The sequence below is a fragment of the Enterococcus sp. DIV2385 genome, from assembly GCF_051711925.1.
In the GTDB taxonomy this organism is placed as follows: domain Bacteria; phylum Bacillota; class Bacilli; order Lactobacillales; family Enterococcaceae; genus Enterococcus; species Enterococcus faecalis.
Genome location: NZ_JBIONV010000001.1, coordinates 1,893,793 through 1,911,771, shown reverse-complemented (window position 1 = coordinate 1,911,771; position 17,979 = coordinate 1,893,793). Strand labels below are relative to the sequence as shown.

The 17,979-nt window shown below is 38.0% G+C and carries 10 protein-coding genes; 8 read left to right on the top strand and 2 right to left on the bottom strand.

Translation table 11 applies throughout. The features are described from left to right. Positions 1-18: 18 nt before the first annotated feature. Positions 19-1,413, top strand: coding sequence for a Fe-S cluster assembly protein SufB (gene sufB, locus IGM04_RS09195; RefSeq protein WP_002356769.1), 1,395 nt, complete (start codon positions 19-21; stop codon positions 1,411-1,413). Positions 1,414-1,573: 160 nt separating this feature from the next. Here the strand turns inward: sufB and IGM04_RS09190 are convergent, their stop codons facing one another. Together IGM04_RS09190 and IGM04_RS09185 are read right to left on the bottom strand one after the other, a co-directional pair. Then, a complete protein-coding gene (locus tag IGM04_RS09190) occupies positions 1,574-2,176 on the bottom strand; it encodes a YczE/YyaS/YitT family protein (RefSeq protein ID WP_086318063.1) in 603 nt (200 codons plus the stop codon). An 84-nt stretch (positions 2,177-2,260) separates the two neighbouring features. Continuing rightward, a complete protein-coding gene (locus tag IGM04_RS09185; RefSeq protein ID WP_086318064.1) occupies positions 2,261-3,040 on the bottom strand; it encodes an SDR family oxidoreductase in 780 nt (259 codons plus the stop codon). Between the two features lie 415 nt (positions 3,041-3,455). Between IGM04_RS09185 and rseP the strand changes: the two genes are divergently transcribed. The 7 genes from rseP (at position 3,456) to IGM04_RS09150 (ending at position 17,946) form a co-directional block, all read left to right on the top strand. Continuing rightward, positions 3,456-4,724 (top strand): RIP metalloprotease RseP, encoded by a 1,269-nt coding sequence (gene rseP / locus IGM04_RS09180; protein WP_002362168.1) that lies wholly within the window; start codon positions 3,456-3,458, stop codon positions 4,722-4,724. 71 nt (positions 4,725-4,795) lie between these two features. Beyond that, the gene (locus IGM04_RS09175) at positions 4,796-6,514 is read left to right on the top strand and encodes a proline--tRNA ligase (RefSeq protein WP_002359769.1); all 1,719 of its coding nucleotides are present in this window, start codon (positions 4,796-4,798) and stop codon (positions 6,512-6,514) included. Between the two features lie 250 nt (positions 6,515-6,764). After that, positions 6,765-11,120, top strand: a complete 4,356-nt coding sequence (locus tag IGM04_RS09170; RefSeq protein WP_002381593.1) for a PolC-type DNA polymerase III — start codon at positions 6,765-6,767, stop codon at positions 11,118-11,120. 209 nt (positions 11,121-11,329) lie between these two features. Then, positions 11,330-12,787, top strand: coding sequence for an amino acid permease (locus IGM04_RS09165; protein ID WP_002356790.1), 1,458 nt, complete (start codon positions 11,330-11,332; stop codon positions 12,785-12,787). Between the two features lie 218 nt (positions 12,788-13,005). Continuing rightward, entirely contained in the window at positions 13,006-14,382 is a 1,377-nt protein-coding gene (locus IGM04_RS09160; protein ID WP_010777836.1) for a hypothetical protein, read from the top strand. Between the two features lie 180 nt (positions 14,383-14,562). Next, complete coding sequence (locus IGM04_RS09155; protein ID WP_021732988.1) at positions 14,563-17,352, top strand: ATP-dependent DNA helicase DinG; 2,790 nt, start codon at positions 14,563-14,565, stop codon at positions 17,350-17,352. Positions 17,353-17,427: 75 nt separating this feature from the next. After that, positions 17,428-17,946 carry a cell wall elongation regulator TseB-like domain-containing protein gene (locus tag IGM04_RS09150; protein WP_002382785.1) on the top strand — a complete coding sequence of 173 codons (519 nt, stop codon included), beginning with the start codon at positions 17,428-17,430 and terminating at the stop codon, positions 17,944-17,946. The last annotated feature ends 33 nt before the right edge of the window (positions 17,947-17,979 follow it).

The window sequence follows — 17,979 nt, the reverse complement described above, 5'->3', positions numbered from 1 at the left end:
AGAAAGGGTGACGACGAATTGAGTACAGTACCTGAATTAGAAGAATATAAATTTGGCTTTCACGACGATGTGGAACCAGTCTTTAGTACTGGAGACGGCCTAACAGAAGACGTCGTTCGCGAAATTTCTCGCGTGAAAGGCGAACCAGAATGGATGCTTGACTTCCGTTTAAAATCGTTAGAACAATTCAATAAAATGCCCATGCAAGAATGGGGTCCAGACCTGTCAGATATTGACTTTAGTAAAATTAAATATTACCAAAAACCGAGTGACAAACCTGCACGCGATTGGGATGATGTACCTGATAAAATCAAAGAAACCTTTGAAAAAATTGGGATTCCCGAAGCTGAGCGTGCTTATCTAGCTGGGGCTTCTGCTCAATATGAATCAGAAGTTGTTTACCACAACATGAAAGAAGAATTTGAAAAATTAGGCATCATTTTTACAGATACTGACTCTGCTTTAAAAGAATATCCTGACTTATTCAAAGAGTATTTTTCAAAACTTGTGCCGCCAACAGATAATAAACTGGCCGCTTTAAACTCAGCTGTTTGGTCAGGTGGAACCTTTATTTATGTACCAAAAGGCGTTCGAGTTGATGTACCATTACAAACATATTTCCGAATCAACGCTGAAAATACCGGCCAATTTGAACGGACCTTGATTATTGTCGATGAAGGGGCCAGCGTTCACTATGTTGAAGGTTGTACGGCACCCACGTATTCAAGTAACAGCTTGCATGCGGCCATCGTAGAAATTTTCACTAGAAAAGATGCTTATTGTCGTTATACCACTATTCAAAACTGGTCAGATAACGTCTACAACTTAGTAACCAAACGTGCTAAAGCTTACGAAGGTGCCACTGTCGAATGGATTGATGGGAACTTAGGAGCTAAAACAACCATGAAATACCCAAGCGTTTACTTAGATGGCAAAGGTGCCCGTGGCACGATGTTATCGATTGCCTTTGCTGGCGCTAACCAAATCCAAGATACTGGGGCCAAAATGATTCACAATGCGCCGAATACCTCTAGCTCAATTGTTTCAAAATCAATTGCTAAAGACGGCGGCGAAGTTAACTACCGTGGCCAAGTGACTTTTGGAAAAGACAGCGCAGGCTCGATTTCCCACATCGAATGCGATACGATTATCATGGACGAAAAATCAAAATCAGATACGATTCCGTTTAATGAAATCCATAACAGCCAAGTGTCCTTAGAACACGAAGCCAAAGTTTCAAAAATTTCTGAAGAACAATTATATTATCTAATGAGTCGCGGCTTGTCTGAAGCCGAAGCGACAGAAATGATTGTTATGGGCTTTGTTGAACCATTTACGAAAGAATTACCGATGGAATATGCGGTTGAGTTGAATCGGTTGATTAGTTATGAGATGGAAGGCTCTGTCGGCTAGTTTTTACTCTACCAACAAATAATCAACCAAAACAACAACGGAAAGCCAAACAAGAAACACACTAATCATGCTTCTTCAAAGAAGCACAAATAAAAAAGCGATGACTCGAGAAGAAAATCTCTATGGAGTCATCGCTTTTTCTTATATTTTAGTTAAAAAATCATTTCACCAAAGGTTGAAGTAACTTGTTCCAGAAACTAATAAGTGGGCCAGCACCAAATGCACAAATAATTGTACCAATCCCAATTGGACCACCAGAAATAAAGCCAATTAATAGGACCAACAAATCTTGTGCTTTTCGAACAGAAGCGTAAGGTTTGTTGATTTGTTGACAGATGGTTGGCGCAATCGCATCATAAGGGGATTCGCCTTGATCTGTAGCCATGTATAAGGCGCAGCCAAATGTAAAAATCAGGACTCCGAAGAATAAAGAAAGTAGTTTGCCAATTGTTGAGCCTCCTAAACTATTGGCGTAAGGTTGAAGCCAAGTAGAAATCTGTTGAATCAAAATTCCTACTAAAAGCATATTTAAAATAGTTCCTAGACCAATGGCTTTTTTGTTTTTTAAATAGACATAGAATAGAATAAACGCATTGACAATAATTTGAAAAATGCCTAATTGCATACCAAACATCGAAGAAAGTCCGATATTCATAGCAGTGAAAGGATCAACTCCTAAACCTGCCACTCTTAAAGTGGATGCGCCAATCCCGATAATAACTAAACCAATTAAAATTAAAAGAACATTTTTGACTAGTTTCATGATAAGCCTCCTGAATAGATTTTGTGTGTGATAGTACAAAGTCTGCAACAAAAATTCATAGAGAATTTTGTTGCAGACTACTTTTTAACCAGCTCCGTGTTGGAACGAAGGGTATAGAGACATCCCGCCATCTACAAAGAGTGTTGTTCCAGTTACGTATGAGGATTCATCAGAAGCTAACCAAGCGGCCGCAGCAGCTACTTGATTGGGTTTACCAATAATGCCCATAGGAACCATGCTTGTTGTTTGTTTTAACTGTTCGGGATCGGAAAATTTTTCAGCATTAATAGGTGTGTTAATCGCTCCAGGTGCAATACAGTTGGCACGAATACCATATTCCGCATATTCCAAAGCGATTGTTTTCGTGAACATTTCGGTTGCGCCTTTACTTGCCGCATAGTGGGCGAACGTTGGCCAAGGAATTCTTTGGTGAACGGAGGACATATTAATGATTGACCCTTTGATTTTTTGATCTCTAAATATTCGGAGTGCCTCTCTAGAACCCAAAAAGACACCGTTTAAATTGACATCAATGACACGTTGCCATTCTTTTAATGGCATATCAATTGTCGGAAAAGAAGCCTCCACACCGGCGTTATTTACCCAAATGTCAACATGACCAAACTCTTTTAAAGCGGTTTCAGATAACGCTTTAATATCTTCTTCATTAGAGACATCAGCCTTCACGAATTTTACGCGGTCTGCGTGCTTGGCTTGGACATCTTCAAATTCTTTAGGCAGCTCACCGACATAGTCAGCAACAACATTCATGCCCTCTAAGATATAACGCAGAGTAATAAATAATCCTAAACCCGTAGCTGCACCAGTGACAACGGCCACTTTACCATGTAATTCTCCATACATTGATTCATTCCCCCTAAAATTACTATTAATACTTTCATGGTAGCACATGTCAATCAGCGTGTTGATAAAATACGACAAACTGTCGGAAAAGTTTATGGTCTAAAGTTAGCTACTATTGTTGAAGGTCTTTAAAAAAATACTGGTCGTAGTAATCAATTCCTCTCATTTATAGAGTTTTCTAAAAAAACACAAAATATCTAGGCGAAGTGGTCAAGTCCAATGGTTATTTATGAGTGAATATGCTAAAATAAAACTTGTCTTACATAAGGAAAGATTTGTTCACTAACAGTGGCGACTGTTCTCAGTAAACAGTTGCACTGGTTTATCGGGAAGGGAACAGAGCAAGTTTTACGAGACTTTCCCATGTAATAATAAAAAGCACTGAACGTCAGTGAATGAAGGAAGAAGGACATCTATGAAAACAATTATCACATTCATTATTGTCTTCGGTATTCTTGTCCTCGTACATGAATTTGGCCACTTTTATTTTGCAAAACGAGCGGGTATTTTAGTTCGTGAGTTTGCAATCGGAATGGGACCAAAGATTTTTGCGCATCGTGGAAAAGATGGCACCACTTATACGATTCGCTTATTGCCAATTGGTGGCTATGTGCGAATGGCTGGGATGGGCGAAGACATGACAGAAATCACACCAGGTATGCCTCTATCTGTTGAGTTAAATGCCGTGGGTAATGTGGTTAAAATTAATACAAGTAAAAAAGTACAATTACCTCATAGTATTCCGATGGAAGTCGTTGATTTTGATCTTGAAAAAGAATTATTCATCAAGGGCTATGTCAATGGAAACGAGGAAGAAGAAACCGTTTATAAAGTTGACCATGATGCAACGATTATTGAAAGTGATGGAACCGAGGTGCGGATTGCGCCACTTGACGTTCAATTTCAATCAGCGAAATTATCGCAACGCATTTTGACGAACTTTGCGGGACCCATGAATAACTTTATCTTAGGGTTTATTCTGTTTACGTTAGCGGTCTTTCTACAAGGAGGCGTCACTGATTTAAACACGAATCAAATTGGACAAGTGATTCCTAATGGCCCAGCCGCAGAAGCTGGGTTGAAAGAAAATGATAAAGTCTTATCGATTAATAATCAAAAAATCAAAAAATACGAAGATTTTACAACCATTGTGCAGAAGAACCCCGAAAAGCCGTTAACGTTCGTAGTTGAGCGTAACGGCAAAGAAGAGCAACTAACAGTGACACCAGAAAAACAAAAAGTGGAAAAACAAACGATTGGTAAAGTCGGCGTTTATCCTTATATGAAAACCGATTTACCGTCAAAATTGATGGGCGGTATTCAGGATACTTTAAATAGTACGACACAGATTTTTAAAGCACTCGGCTCACTATTCACAGGCTTTAGTTTAAACAAACTAGGTGGGCCAGTCATGATGTTTAAGTTATCGGAAGAAGCATCCAATGCTGGAGTAAGTACAGTTGTATTCTTAATGGCCATGTTGTCAATGAACTTAGGGATTATTAATTTGTTGCCAATCCCAGCTTTAGATGGCGGGAAAATTGTCTTAAACATTATTGAAGGCGTACGTGGAAAACCAATTAGTCCTGAAAAAGAAGGCATCATTACGTTAATTGGCTTTGGGTTTGTCATGGTGTTAATGGTGTTAGTTACTTGGAACGATATTCAACGCTTTTTCTTTTAAGGAGAAAGCTTAAGTAAAAAAGTGTGTAAAGAAATCAAAAATAGTTGATTTTAAAATAGAGGAGAGTTTTAATGAAACAGTCAAAAATGTTAATTCCAACGTTAAGAGAAGTACCAAATGATGCAGAAGTCTTAAGTCATCAAATTCTGTTGCGCGCAGGCTATATTCGTCAAGTCGCTGCAGGGATCTATTCTTATTTACCTTTAGCCAATCGTGTTTTAGAAAAATTAAAAACGATTATGCGAGAAGAATTTGAGAAAATTGATGCAGTTGAAATGTTAATGCCTGCGTTATTACCAGCAGAACTTTGGAAAGAATCAGGCCGTTATGAAACTTATGGACCTAACTTGTATCGCTTAAAAGATCGCAATGACCGTGACTATATCTTAGGCCCAACGCATGAAGAAACCTTCACAGAATTAATTCGTGATGAAATTAATTCTTACAAACGATTACCTTTGAATTTATACCAAATTCAAACAAAATATCGTGATGAAAAACGCCCACGTTCTGGCTTATTAAGAGGCCGTGAATTTATCATGAAAGATGGCTATTCTTTCCATGCCGATGAAGCTAGTTTAGATCAATCATACCGTGATTACGAAAAAGCTTACTCACGCATTTTTGAACGCTGTGGACTAGAATTCCGTGCCATTATTGGGGACGGTGGTGCCATGGGTGGTAAAGATTCTAAAGAATTTATGGCGATTTCTGAAATTGGGGAAGATACTATTTGTTATTCAACAGAAAGTGATTATGCTGCCAATTTAGAAATGGCAACAAGTCTTTATACGCCGAAAAAATCACATGAAACACAATTAGATTTAGAAAAAATTGCAACACCAGAAGTGGGTACAATTGCCGAAGTGGCAAACTTCTTTGAAGTTGAGCCACAACGTATTATTAAATCAGTACTATTTATTGCCGATGAAGAGCCAGTAATGGTCTTGGTTCGTGGCGATCATGATGTCAATGACGTCAAATTGAAAAACTTCTTAGGCGCTGATTTCTTAGATGAAGCAACAGAAGAAGATGCTCGCCGTGTCTTAGGAGCGGGCTTTGGTTCAATTGGTCCAGTCAATGTTTCCGAAGATGTTAAAATTTATGCAGATTTAGCTGTTCAAGATTTAGCCAACGCCATTGTTGGGGCTAACGAAGATGGCTATCATTTGACAAATGTAAATCCAGATCGTGATTTCCAACCAATTAGTTACGAAGATTTACGCTTTGTTCAAGAAGGCGATCCTTCTCCTGATGGCAATGGTGTCTTAGCCTTTACTAAAGGAATCGAAATTGGTCATATCTTTAAATTAGGAACGCGTTATAGTGATGCTATGGGCGCAACAGTTTTAGATGAAAACGGTCGTGAAAAATCAGTGATCATGGGTTGCTATGGCATCGGCGTTAGTCGTTTACTTTCAGCAATCGTTGAACAAAATGCAGACGAGCGCGGTATTAATTGGCCAACAGGAATTGCGCCATTTGATTTACACGTGGTCCAAATGAATGTGAAAGATGAGTATCAAACAAAACTATCACAAGAAGTTGAAGCAATGATGACCGAAGCGGGCTACGAAGTATTAGTTGATGACCGCAATGAGCGCGCAGGCGTAAAATTTGCTGATGCTGATTTAATTGGTTGTCCAATCCGTATCACAGTCGGTAAAAAAGCAGTCGATGGTGTGGTAGAAGTCAAAATCAAACGTACTGGTGAAATGTTGGAAGTACGCAAAGAAGAATTAGAAAGTACACTTTCTATTTTGATGAACACAACATCAGAAGTGGAATAATAATGAAAAGGGCGGACAGAATGATTAGGATAAACTGTTTCCGCCACTTATCAGCGTTTAAGCTTGAAGCAAAAATCTAAAGTGATTTTTGCTTCAAGCTCTTCTTAGCTCTTTTTAGAAAAGAAACAAGATTGTTTTTTTACAAAAAACGAGTATACTTAATAGAGAAGCGAATGCAGAGAAACCGAAAAAAGGCACTTGACAGATTTGTCTGAGGGCCTTTTTTCAATGATAGAAGGAGGTTCATTTTGTGACAGAAAAAGCACGCGATTTATTTGATAAACTGATGACGCAAATTCAGTTAGATGACACAGCGAAAGAACATCCCTTAATTCAAAATGGCCGGATTGACAAGGTCATTGTTCACCAACAAAGTCGCTTATGGGAATTTCATTTAAGTTTTGATGAATTGATGCCAGTGATGCTATATCAAACATTTATGCAACAATTGGAACTAGCTTTTCAACAAATTGCGCAGGTTTCCGTTCAAATAACCACAAATCAGACAACATTTACAGAGGAACAATTAACGGATTATTGGCAGTTAGCCTTGTTAAATAGTCAATGCAATACACCGTTAGTTCAGAAAGTCTTAAAAACACAGACACCACAATTTGAAGATCGGAAAATTATCTTACCTGTTGATAATGAAGCAGTTATTCCTTATTTGAAGCAACAATATTTACCAATTATTGAGGAACTTTATTTCTCTTACGGGTTTCCTAAATTTCATATTGAACCAAAAATGGATCAACAGCAAGCTGCAGAAGTGCTGAAAAAGTTTGAAGAGCAAAAATTAGAACAAGCCGCAGCCTTTCAACAACAAGCTGCTGAATCGCTTGTTAAACATGAACAAATGAAAAAAGAAAAACAACAACAAGCGCCTGCGTTTGATGGTCCAATTCGTTTAGGTCGGAATATTCCCAATGATGAACCCATTATGCCAATGGGAAATATACTGGAAGAAGAACGTCGGATAACGATTGAAGGCTTTATTTTTGATAAAGAAGTGCGTGAATTGCGTTCTAAACGAAAAATTTTAATTTTGAAAATAACTGATTATACTTCCTCTTTCGTGGTGAAGAAATTTTCGAATGGGGAAAAAGATGAACAAGTTTTTGATGCGATTCAACCGCAAAGTTGGATTCGTGTTCGTGGTAGTGTACAAGAAGATACCTTCATGCGTGATTTAGTCATGAATGCCCAAGATTTGATGGAAGTCGCCCATGCGCCAAGAAAAGACTACGCGCCAGAAGGTGAAAAACGTGTAGAATTACACATGCATAGTAACATGAGTACAATGGATGCGACCAATAAAGTAGGTGACTTGGTGGCGCAAGCGGGGAAATGGGGTCACAAGGCCATCGCAATTACGGATCATGGCGGCGCCCAAGCGTTTCCTGATGCCCATGCTGCAGGTAAAAAAGCAGGCGTTAAAATTTTATACGGCGTGGAAGCCAATATTGTTGATGATGGTGTACCCATTGCTTACAACGAAGAACATATTGAATTAACAGATGCTACCTATGTGGTCTTTGACGTGGAAACAACGGGGCTTTCCGCTGTTTATGATACAATTATTGAATTGGCCGCTGTCAAAATGCACAAAGGAAATGTCATTGAGACTTTTGAGCAGTTTATTGATCCTGGCCATCCATTATCTCAAACAACGATCAATTTAACTGGGATTACAGATGAAATGGTGCGCGGTTCAAAATCCGAAGAAGAAGTTTTACGCATGTTTAAAGAGTTTTCAGAAGGAACTATTTTAGTGGCCCACAACGCTTCTTTTGATATGGGGTTCTTAAATACAAGTTATGGCAAACATGGAATACCTGAAGCGGCTAATCCCGTCATCGATACATTAGAATTATCCAGATTCTTGTATCCACATTTCAAAAGCCATCGTCTAAATACCTTATCGAAAAAATTTGGCGTCAACTTAGAACAACATCACCGCGCCATCTATGACTCGGAATCAACAGGTCATTTGTGCTGGATTTTCTTAAAAGAAGCGAAAGAGAATCATGATATGCATTTCCATGATGATTTGAATCGTCATATTGGCGAAGGAGATTCATACAAACGAGCTCGACCTTTCCATGCAACGATTTTAGCAACAACTCAAGCAGGATTAAAAAATCTTTTTAAATTGATTTCGATGTCCAATGTAGATTATTTTTTCCGAGTACCACGGATTCCTCGTTCGCAATTATCGAAGTTAAGAGAAGGGCTTTTAATCGGTTCCGCATGTTCAAACGGCGAAATTTTTGAAGCAATGATGCAAAAAGGTGTCGAAGAAGCAAAAAATCGTGCCAAATTCTACGATTATATTGAAGTTATGCCCAAACCAGTTTACGCGCCATTAATTGAACAAGAATTGGTGAAAAATGAAGCAGATTTGGAAGAAATTATTAGTAATCTAGTGAAAATCGGTGACGAACTTGGCAAGCTGGTTGTCGCCACTGGAAATGTTCATTATTTAAATGAAGAAGATGCCATCTATCGGAAAATTTTAGTCGGGTCTATGGGTGGCGCTAATCCGTTAAATCGCCATAGTTTACCAAAGGTTCATTTCCGAACCACCGATGAAATGTTAACGGAATTCCAATTTTTAGGACAAGACGTCGCTAAGCGAATTGTAGTAGAAAATCCCAACAAAGTCGCTGATTTATGTGAAGAAGTTATTCCAGTAAAAGACGATTTATATACGCCAAAAATTCCTGGGTCTGAACAAGAAATCACTGATTTAAGCTACAATCGTGCGCGCGAATTGTATGGCGATCCTTTACCAGAAATTGTCGAAAAACGGTTAGAAAAGGAACTGAATTCGATTAACGGGAATGGTTTCTCGGTCATTTATTTAATTTCTCAAAAACTGGTGCATAAAAGTAATGAAGACGGCTATTTAGTTGGTTCACGGGGCTCTGTCGGTTCGAGTTTTGTTGCGACAATGACAGGGATTACTGAAGTAAATCCTTTAGCGCCACATTATTATTGTCCTGAGTGTCAATATTCTGAGTTCTATGAAGATGGTTCCTATGGTTCAGGGTTTGATATGCCTGAAAAAGCCTGTCCAAAATGTGGCGCTCGATTGTTTAAAGATGGTCACGATATTCCTTTTGAAACGTTCTTAGGATTCCATGGCGACAAAGTTCCCGATATCGATTTGAACTTTTCTGGCGATTATCAAGCCGAAGCCCATAACTACACTAAAGTTCTTTTTGGTGAAGAATATGTCTACCGGGCAGGAACCATTGGTACAGTAGCCGACAAAACAGCGTATGGCTTTGTTAAAGGATATGAAAGAGATCATAATTTACATTTGCGTGGCGCTGAAATTGATCGCTTAGCCAAAGGTTCAACAGGGGTTAAACGGACGACTGGGCAGCATCCCGGCGGTATTATTGTTATTCCTGATTACATGGATGTTTATGATTTTACGCCAATCCAATACCCTGCAGATGATCAAGAGGCAGAATGGAAAACGACGCACTTTGATTTCCATTCTATTCACGATAATATTTTAAAACTTGATATTCTGGGACATGATGATCCAACCGTGATTCGGATGTTACAAGATTTATCTGGGATTGAGCCAAAAACCATCCCAACAGACGATCCAGAAGTGATGCGTATTTTTGAAGGACCTGATGTTCTAGGTGTGGATGCAGAGCAAATTTATTCTAAAACAGGAACTTTAGGAATTCCTGAATTTGGGACACGTTTCGTTCGAGGTATGTTAGAACAGACCCATCCATCAACTTTTGCAGAATTACTTCAAATTTCTGGACTGTCTCACGGAACCGATGTGTGGCTAGGGAATGCAGAAGAGTTGATTCGCCGTGGCGAAGCCAATCTTGCTGAAGTAATTGGTTGTCGGGATGATATCATGGTATATTTAATTCATGCTGGTTTGGACAGTGGGATGGCCTTTAAGATTATGGAAACGGTACGTAAAGGACAATGGAATAAGATTCCTGATGAACTACGGGATACGTATTTAAATGCGATGAAAGAAAACAACGTCCCTGACTGGTATATTGATTCTTGTTCTAAAATTAAATATATGTTCCCGAAAGCCCATGCGGCAGCATACGTATTAATGGCGTTGCGGGTCGCTTACTTTAAAGTTTATTTCCCAATCTTATATTACTGTGCGTTTTTCTCCGTTCGGGCGGATGACTTTGACTTAGTGGCAATGTCACAAGGGAAAGAAGCTGTGAAAGCACGAATGAAAGAAATTACGGACAAAGGGATGGATGCCTCCACTAAAGAGAAAAACTTATTAACGGTTTTAGAATTATGTAATGAAATGCTGGAACGGGGCTATAAATTTGGCATGATTGATTTGTACAAATCGGATGCTGAAAATTTTGTGATTGAAGGGGATACCTTGATTGCACCTTTCCGAGCAGTGCCAAGTTTAGGACTCAACGTAGCGAAAGCCATTGTCGCTGCGCGAGAAGAGCAACCGTTCTTGTCGAAAGAAGATTTGGCAACACGCGGCAAAGTTTCTAAAACGTTAATTGAATACATGAATGAAAATGGTGTCTTAAAAGACTTGCCAGATGAAAACCAATTATCATTATTTGATATGTTATAAAAGAAAAATCTCTTAGAAAAAGGCCGGTGAAGCAACTTATTCACCGGCCTTTTTTAGTCATCAAATAAATTAGAAAATCATTGCTAGAAGCGTTTTAATTACTTATTAAAAAGCCATCTTTATTTAATTATGTTGAGCTTGTGCATAAAAAGTAAAATGCTTATGATAAATGAAGAGCTTTATTTTTTAATAAGAAAGGAATTGGTTATATGGACAAAAAGCAATTACGATGGTTCACCGTCGGGTTAATTGCCTTTAACATGGTCTGGGGTCTTGGAAATGTTGTGAATAATTATGCACAACAAGGGATTTCAGTGGTCACTTCATGGCTTTTGATTTTAGTTTTATATTTTATTCCCTATGCGTTAATCGTAGGACAGTTAGGTTCAACATTTAAAGACAGTAATGGTGGGGTTAGTTCGTGGGTGCAAAACACCAGTACTAAACGTCTAGCCTATTATGCAGCATGGACTTATTGGGTAGTGCACATTCCTTACTTGGCACAAAAACCACAAGCAATTTTAATTGCCTTAGGTTGGGCAGTTCAAGGGAATGGAAACCTAGTCAATACGATGCCAATCGTAACGGTATCATTTATTTCATTAATAATTTTCTTGGTTTTCTTGTTATTATCAACAAAAGGGTTAACCACCTTAAAAGTTATTGGTGGTTTAGCTGGAACCGCCATGTTTGTGATGTCTATTTTATTCATTTTATTAGCGGTAGGCGCACCATTTATTAATTCAACGGTTGAATTTGCGACGCCAAACATGTCACAAGTCAGCACCTACATTCCTAAATTTGATTTTAGTTATTTTACAACCGTATCAATGTTAGTTTTTGCGGTAGGTGGCGCTGAAAAAATTTCTCCTTACGTAAATGCAACTAAAAATCCAGCCAAAGAGTTCCCTAAAGGAATGATTTTCCTAGCGGCAATGGTTGGTTTATCGGCTGTTTTAGGTTCATTTGCAATGGGAATGTTATTCTCAAGTGACAATATTCCTAAAGATTTAATGGCAAATGGTGCCTACAGTGCCTTCCAAAAATTAGGCGCATATTATGGTGTCGGTAATCTCTTAATGATTGTTTATGCTTTGACGAATACAGTGGGTCAAGTGGCTGCGTTAGCCTTTTCAATTGATGCTCCACTGAAAATTCTTTTAGCTGAAGCAGATCCAGAATTTGTTCCAAGTTGGTTACGTAAACGTACGAAAAAAGGTACGTTAATTAATGGTTACTTATTAACAGGTATTTTAGTAAGTATTATTATTGCTTTACCGATGTTTGGGTTGAAGGACATGAACGAAGTGGTTAAATGGCTAACTAACTTAAATTCTGTAGTTATGCCAATGCGTTACTTGTGGGTCTTCTTTGCCTATATGCTTCTAAACAAAGCGTACAAACAATTTAATTCAGAATATAAATTTGTTAAAAATCCTAAAATTGGTTTTGTGTTTGGTCTCTGGTGTTTCCTATTTACAGCCTTTGCTTGTATCTTAGGAATGGTGCCTAAATTTGAGTATGCCTCAGATCCCCAAGGCTGGTTGTTCCAATTAGCTTCTAACATTGTGACACCAATCGTCTTAATTCTATTAGGAATGATTTTACCAGCAATTGCACGTCGCGAGAAAAAAGACACGATTTTGCCAATTGATTCAGCAGAATAATTGGTTACATGTTTCAAGAATAAAATAGTCAGTATAAGTATTTTGCGTGAGATAAATGGTCAGCAGGACTGTTTGTCTCACGTTTTTTTCTGTCGATTTTTCTCTAAAATTTCTATTGTCTCTTAAAAATATGAGAAAATCAGAAGAACTTCTCCTGTATACTAAAGGTATCTATCATTAAAAAATGGTTATTAACGGAGAAAAAGGAAGTGAACCTCATGACTAAAACACTTGAAACACAACCAGAAGAGAAAACGGTCTTTCTTTGTAAAGAAACGAATCCAGATTTTTTAGGACGAGAAATTTATGCGGATAATGTTGAAACACCGTATAATTTTTACTTAATTCGCAAGCTTTATTTAGCTAAAGAGTACCAAAATTTAGCAGAAGGGGAACAATTTTTTGAGGCTTTATGTGAAAGTTGGGATGAATCAGAACAGTTTGAAGAGTTAATTGTTAAAAAGATTTATGTCTATGTTGAAACGGAGTTAATGTACTACACTGTTTATTTTGGAAGCTTTGAGCCGACCACTCGTGACTTACGATTCGCACTGAAACAATGGATGTATGAAATACCGACAACTAAAAATAAAAAAACAGTCCGTATGAATGAAACCAATGTGCAAGTAGTGCCGCAAGAAAATCAATTAACGGAATTAGCTGGTGAAATTGCTGTCTTACGTGAAATGTTGACACTTTTAAAAGAAAATTTAGCCTCCTTAAATGAATCCGTTAATCAAACGAGAAATCCCGTCATTTCTAGACAAATAAAAACGATCCATTTGAAAAGAGCTTCTCCTGTGATAGCCGCAGAACAGGCATCGCTGAAAGTATCAGAGGATGCTAATCTGGAACAACCAGACGTCAATCTCTCGCCTGATAATCGGGAAAATCAAGAAGGTGAAACAACTGTAGCAACAAGTGAAGCTGTGCTTCCTGTTAACAAACTAGCACTTGAAGAACCAGCGAAAGAACCAGTGCTATCTGAACCAGCGCCATTTAAAGAAGCGTTGCCAGAAAAAAAACAAGAAAACCAGCAGAGTACTGCGGCAAAACCTTTATTTACTTTTCCACAAGAAACAGAAAAAAGCTCGTTAAATTCAGTGAATAAGTCTGCCGAAAAAGAGGAGGAGCAGAAGTCAGAAAAAGAAGCTGTCTCTATGGAAAGTGAGAAAGAAAATTCATCAAGTCGGACAATTCCTGCGGACTTTCAACGACAATTGGACGAATTAGAAGAGGAAATTTATCGTCGCTTTATGAGTCGCCAGTTAGAGGATACTGATGGAAATCAAGCAGTACCGAAAATAACGATTGAAAAAAGACAGTTAGAAGCACAAATGTTTGAAGCAAAAGCATTCTCACAATCATTTAAACAAGTTCAAAAGAAAAAGGCAGGAGATGTGCGAATTTGCAATCAGTTAAGTTGTATGAAACTAGAAAAAGGATTAGATAAATTTTTAGACGAAGTTACAGAATATGTTGAAAAGCGGACACTATTTAATAAAAAGGTTCGTTGTCCGCTACCAGTAATTAGAGAATTGGAAGGCTATGGGCAATTAAACCAGTATATGCAGAAAATCCTTGACTGTTATTAATCGTTTATTTAGGAGAAGGTAAGACAAAACCGTTCAATTTATCAGCTTTTAAGCCTGAAACAAAAATCACTTTGGATTTTTGTTTCAGGCTCTTTCTTATTATTTCTGGAAAAGATTTCAAGAGAATTTTTGAAATACTAGTGAAAATCCTATAAATTGTAGTATAATTTTCAAAGATGAATGAAAGGCGTGAAGTCATTGAAAGACAAACAAGTGTATGCAGTAGTTGACCTTGAAACGACTGGAACAGATCCTACAAGTGATCGGATCATTCAGTTTGGATGCGTTCTCGTTCAAGATGGAAAGATTATTGCGAACTTTGCGACAGATGTGAATCCCAATCAAGTAGTACCAAAACAAATTCAAAGTTTAACGGGGATTAGTAATACGCAAGTTCAAAAAGCGCCTTATTTTGAAGATGTAGCACATACAATTTATCATTATCTGGAAGATACTATTTTTGTGGCGCATAACGTCCACTTTGATTATAATTTTTTAGCTCGTGAACTGGTACGGTGTGGCACGCCGCCACTTACCATTCCAGCCATTGATACAGTGGAATTGGCACAGATTTTTTTACCGACAGAAAAAAGTTTCCGTTTAAGTGATTTGTCGGAAAGCTTAGGTTTGTCTCATGAGAATCCCCATCAAGCAGATAGTGATGCGCAGGTTACAGCCGAACTTTTGTTATTAATTCAAGAAAAAATGAAATCTTTACCATTAGTCACTATGGAAAAAATTGCGGAATTAAGTCAACAGACAGCGCGGGAAACCAGTACTTTTATTCAACAAACGTATGAACAAATGAAAAAACAAGTCACACCATTAAATCCAGCTTATCAAGTGGTCAGTGGCATTGCTTTACGCAAAAAAGAAGTTCCTCTTTTTGAAGAAACGTTCTATCAGACTAGCACGTATCCCAAAACTAAAAAAGCCAAAGAAAAACTGTTTGGCGAACGTTTCGCTTATCGTGCGGAACAGAGTCGGATGATGAATTTAGTCTATCATCATTTTACAGAAGGAACGACAAAAGATTTATTTATTGAAGCGGCGACTGGAACGGGAAAAACATTAGGCTATCTGTTGCCGATGAGCTATTTAGCAACGCCAGAAAAACCAGTCATCATTTCAACAGTTTCGATTGTTTTACAAAATCAATTAGTGGAAAAAGATTTACCATTAGCCAATCAAATCTGCCAAGGGAAATTACGAGGCATTGTTATTAAAAGCCATCGACACTATCTTGATTTACAACGCTTTAAGGCAACGTTGAATCAGCCAACTCCGCAAAAACAATACGCTCTTTATCAAATGGGCGTTCTCGTCTGGTTGCTAGAAACAGAAACGGGCGATTTAGATGAACTACAATTGACGAATTTAAATCATTTATTCTGGAAAGAAGTTACACATCGCGGATTGGATTTTCTTTCAAAAAAAGATGAACTTTATGAAGTTGACTTTTTAAGACATCTGTATAAAAAAGTCGCTCAAAGTAACGTGTTGATTGTTAATCATGCATTTTTGGCGCAAGAGTCGCTAAGAAAACAACCGTTATTACCTGAAAGTCCGTGGCTAATTATTGATGAAGCACATCATTTACCAGACATCGCTAGTCGGATGGCGAGCGAACGAGTAAACAGTGTGATACTAAAAAAACAAGTCACGCATTTTATTGAAAAAGAGCAACTTTTTGTTGCTTTACAGCAAATTTTTCAACAGTTTTCTGAAGAGCAGCGGCTTGTAAAAATTTATCAGCAAGGTTTACTGGATTTTGTGGATGAATGGCAAGATTTTCTTTTTGAATTGCATCGTTTATTTAGTAAAACGCAGAAGCGAATAGACCATCAGGAGTTGCTTTTAACCAAAGAACGTATTGATTATTTATCTGCTGCGGGAGAAAAACATAGTCAAACGCTCCAGCTTTTACTGCAGGAGCTGTTGACTATTCAAAGTAAGTTACAGCAAACAATTATGAGTCAGTTGGAAACCTTTAGTTTGGCTGATCGCATCGTTTTTGTTCGCTTGTTTCAATTTTTTGATGAAATTGAACGTATTCATCACTGTTTTACCATTTATCTTGATGATTGGCGTCCACGTTGGGTAAAAGAATATTTACCACAAAATGATGACCATGGCTTGATTGAAATTCATGACTTAGAAGCTAGTTTGCTTCCTGAAACAAAGTGGTATCCGCGGTATGAACGAATTATTTATACAAGCGGCACATTGAAGTTTGGCAACAATAAAAAGTATTTACCGCAACGGTTAGGTTTAACAGAGGTGACGTTCAAAACCCTGCCAACGCCATATAACTATGCAGAAAATGCGCGAGTCTATGTACCGGAAGAAGCAGTAGCCATTCAAAATGCCTCTTCCTATGAAATGGGTCAATACATTTCAGATACCATTGAAAAATTGATGGCGCAAGAGGAACGTTCGATGTTGGTTCTTTTTACTTCGCATGAATTATTGTCCACCGTGTATCATCAAGTCCAGCCAAGATTATTGGAAAAAGGACAAGAGGTCCTCGCCCAAGGGATTAGCGGCAGTCGTGAAAAAATTCTTAAACGGTTCTCTAATGGAAAACCGAATGTCTTGCTAGGAGCCGATAGCTTTTGGGAAGGTGTGGACTTACCAGGAACAGCTTTACAGTTATTGATAGTCACGCGTTTGCCTTTTGAAAACCCGAAACGACCACTTGTGCAAGCAAAATATGCGTATTTAGAAGCAGAAGGGATACAACCATTTGCTCAAGAAGCGGTACCAAAAGCAGCCTTACGTTTACGACAAGCACTGGGCCGTTTAATCCGTTCTGAAGAAGACAGAGGGGCATTGCTGATTCTGGATCGTCGTTTAGTCACTGCAAAATATGGCAAACGATTAATCAAAGCGTTTCCCAAGGGACTCTCAGTAAAAGAAGCGCCCATGCCTGAAATTTTAGAAGAATTAAAGGAATTTTTAAACAAATAATTGATTATTTTTAGGTCATATTTGTGAAAGGCCGCTATTTTTCTGCTATAATAAGACCCAGTAAGTTTAGAGAGGATGGAAGGATTTTTGGAGGAATTAGAAGAAAAGAAAGAGAAGAAACGGATTACTGTCCTTTTAACCCTATTGGCAATCCTTTTAGCAATTCTTGTAACAATAATTATCTTTTTTGTACGAACCAATCAACCAATGGCTCAAGCCAAAAAAGAAGCAACCGCAATTGCCAAAACTTCTGCTAATTTAGAAACAGTTGATAAATTTTACTGGTTTACACGCAAAAATACGTATTTTACTTTAACCGGCAAAAATGATAAAGGCACAGAGATTGTCGTGATTGTCCCTAAATCGGGAGAAAAAGTCACGGTCTTAAATCAAAAAGATGGTCAAACTGAACAACAAATAACAGACATTGTTGCTAAAGCCCATCCCGATGAATCGGTGATGAAAGCTACGTTAGGGCTTTATGATAAGCGCCCTGCATGGGAAGTGGTCACCGAAAATGATCAAGGAGTACTGACGTATTATCTGATGAGCTTTGATAAAGGTGAAGAGATCAACGTTGTCAAAGATATTTAATTTAGATAGGTTTTGATGAAAGTGGGAGTGAAA